This window comes from Aeromonas sp. ZOR0001 (assembly GCF_000801015.1).
Lineage (GTDB): Bacteria > Pseudomonadota > Gammaproteobacteria > Enterobacterales > Aeromonadaceae > Aeromonas > Aeromonas veronii.
Map to the genome: position 1 here is coordinate 1 of NZ_JRJY01000021.1, position 2,817 is coordinate 2,817.

Sequence of the window (2,817 nt, forward strand, 5' to 3'; positions counted from 1 at the left end):
TGTCAAAAACTATTTGAAATGACCGGTTTTTAGCTAAATCCAAATGTCCGAGATCTTGGTGAAATTGAGTTAAGAGTCATGTCAAAATCAGCTGCTGAAGATTCATAAGAGGATGCCGTTGTGACTCAAAAAAGAACCATGCTGGAACTGGCTGAAGAAGCTGATTCGTTGTACGAAACAGCCATTACACGCTGGGTTGAACAACAACCAGAGCTGGCCGCTCAAGCGAAGAAGATTATGGATGATGTGACCGAGTGCTTCGACCCCGAAGTTGCTGAAGCGCTCACAAAAATGCGTTCTCTTCCCTGGGGGGCATTTATTGCCTGGTACGAAAGCAAATATGGCACAGGGGATGAATGTGAAACACAAAATTGAGTGGTTCACGGTGCAAGTTCAATACTCGGATCGAGTGCCATTTGAACTGGTTGGTGAATTGGAAAAGGGCTCGCTATTCATGTCTGCAGGTGGCCGCTTATGTGGCCCTGGGGCCTCAGTCAGTCTCGATAGCCAACAACTGGCAGAGCGCTATTTGCAGGCGTTGACGACGCGCAGAAAGAAAACTGACCCAGAGTTTCAAGCCGTGGCCATGCAAGTCTCTTCATCAAGTGAATACGCCCGAGCCCACATAAAACGGGACTCCGATAAAGTCCGTGAAAAGCTCACCCGATGGGGGATTGAGCTCCCTGGTTAGGGAGCGATTAGTATGAGTACGGGTACTCATACTAATCATTAAAACGGGCGCCGACGTCAGTGTCGTAACGGATTTCTCCCCTCTTGAATGCCGGATGCAGTGTGCTATATTCACTGGGAACCTATAGCAGCCGGACACCAAAGCGGGCCGGATCGGTTTGAACGGGATGTGGACTTGAGCCTGTCAAACTTAAACAGAGGGAGGTTGAGGAGGTATCCTCGCGGCGGTCAGTCCCTAGTCCACCGACCAATGCAAAAATCCAGCAAGGCCAGCTTTCGAGCTGGCCTTGTTCGTTCTGACACTGACGTCGGCGCCAGCCGAACGGGCGCCGACGTCAGTGTTGGATGCCCGCAAAATTGCGTTGCACGGAACCCTGCAACACAGCGCAACACGCGCAACAGCGTAGTTGGTGTTATATCGACGATGCCCCCTCGAAAAGTACCGTTCCGACACTGACGTCGGCGCCCAAACTACACCTCGTCCTGTCGCGATCTCTGTTGCCACTGACTGATGGCCGCTTGCACAACAGGGGATGGTGTTTCGTCCCGGGGGCCGGTGATCTGCGGCCTACCCCGTTTGCGCTTTGCCACCGTCTGCGCGGCTTCCTTCGCAATGTCCGCCAGCTCAGGCCTGTCAGGTTGCGCTTCCAGCCTTTCGCCGCTGACGTCCAGCAGGGCCTTGTAATACTGCTCTTCCCCTAGTCGGTTTGGCTTAACCTTGTCAGGATGCGGCCCGCGACGGCGGTTCGTCGTCGGGCTGCTTGGCGCAGCTCGCGAACGAACATCATCCCGCATGGTCTGAACCTCTTGGGCCATCAACAGCACATGGCCAAGCCGCTTGTTATCGACAATCGCCCCTTGATTCACCGGTGCCAGCTGATCCTTGATGCAGTAATCCAGGAGCTGGCCATCAAGCCCTCGTAACTCCACCCGATCATCGCAATAGTGGTACACCATGATCTCTCGACCGATCAGCCGCCGCTGCGCGGGGGTATCGAGCAACAGGTATTGCACCTTGTCATATTGGGTTGTGAGCCGTTTTGATACCTGCCTGGGCTCCTTCCAGATCAGGGTACGCTCCAAGTCATCATGAGGGCCCAGGGGGCGGTGTACGTCCACCTCATGCAAGGGGGCTTTACCGAAGCGCCGGTTGTAATCGGAGATAAAGCCAGGCAGCCACGTATTGGCATCGTCAATCGAGCTGATCCCCGCCAATCTCAACTCTTTCACCAGGCGATCTTGTAACGTCAGGTGTGCGCGCTCTACACGGCCCTTGGCCGCACTGCTATGAGCGCAGAACCCCTCGATATTGAGTTCGTCCAGGGCGCGGGCAAACTGTGTCTGGCCCTCGCCACGGGAGGACTTGTGATTGACCCTGAACACGCTGGCCTTGTCGCTGTAAAGCGCCAGCGGCTTGCCGTGGGCAACCAGGTGATCGCGCAAGGTGCCGAAGTAGGCAAAAGTCGATTCGGAATGCACAAAGCGCAGGGCGGTGATCTGGCTGGTCGCATCATCCACGAACACGATGGCGGTACAGGCTGGCGCTCGATCCTCAAACCAGCGGTGGTCGCAACCGTCAACCTGGATCAACTCACCAAAGCAGGCGCGGCGGTAACGAGGCTGCTGGATCCTGGGTGGCCGTTGCCGGCGCGGCACCCATAGCCCCGTTGCAATCATCATCTGGCGCACGGTCTCCACGGCCAGATTGATACCGTGCTGTTCCGCCAGTTTCTCAGCGGCCAAGGTCGGCCCGAAATCAGGGTAGTGCTGGGTGATCAGCTGATAGGCTTGCTCCTTGAGCCCACTCGGCAGTTGCCGATTGCCTTTCATCCCGAACTTGCGGGAGCGCAGCCCTAATGGGCCATCCTCCACGTAACGGGCCACCAGGCGGCGTAGATGCCGTGGCGTCAATGACAGGCGCTGTGCCGCTATCGTGCTGGGTATGTGGCCTTCCACCACGGCCTGGATGGTCTTGAGACGGTCTACCTCTTTCATGGTGAATATCAGCTCGCTTTGTGCCATGAGAACCCCTCCGTGGTGACACCTATCTCACAAGGTATAACTGAGGGGGCCCTAGCCGGACATTTCAATCTGGCTCAAAGCGGACATTACAATTTGGGGCTAACA

Annotated in this window: 2 protein-coding genes and 1 pseudogene; 2 read left to right on the forward strand and 1 reads right to left on the reverse strand. The window is 56.0% G+C overall.

Annotated elements, in window-relative coordinates; genetic code table 11:
* Positions 1-120 precede the first annotated feature (120 nt).
* Positions 121-375, forward strand: coding sequence for a hypothetical protein (locus tag L972_RS02525; RefSeq protein WP_139714689.1), 255 nt, complete (start codon positions 121-123; stop codon positions 373-375).
* Positions 359-691 (forward strand): hypothetical protein, encoded by a 333-nt coding sequence (locus L972_RS21260; RefSeq protein WP_139714690.1) that lies wholly within the window; start codon positions 359-361, stop codon positions 689-691. Before L972_RS02525 ends, L972_RS21260 begins: the two co-directional genes overlap by 17 nt.
* Before the next feature lie 671 nt (positions 692-1,362).
* On the opposite strand, the pseudogene L972_RS02530 reads toward L972_RS21260, so the two are convergent.
* Positions 1,363-2,712, reverse strand: a pseudogene (locus tag L972_RS02530) (ISNCY family transposase); the annotation flags it as partial.
* Between the last annotated feature and the right edge of the window lie 105 nt (positions 2,713-2,817).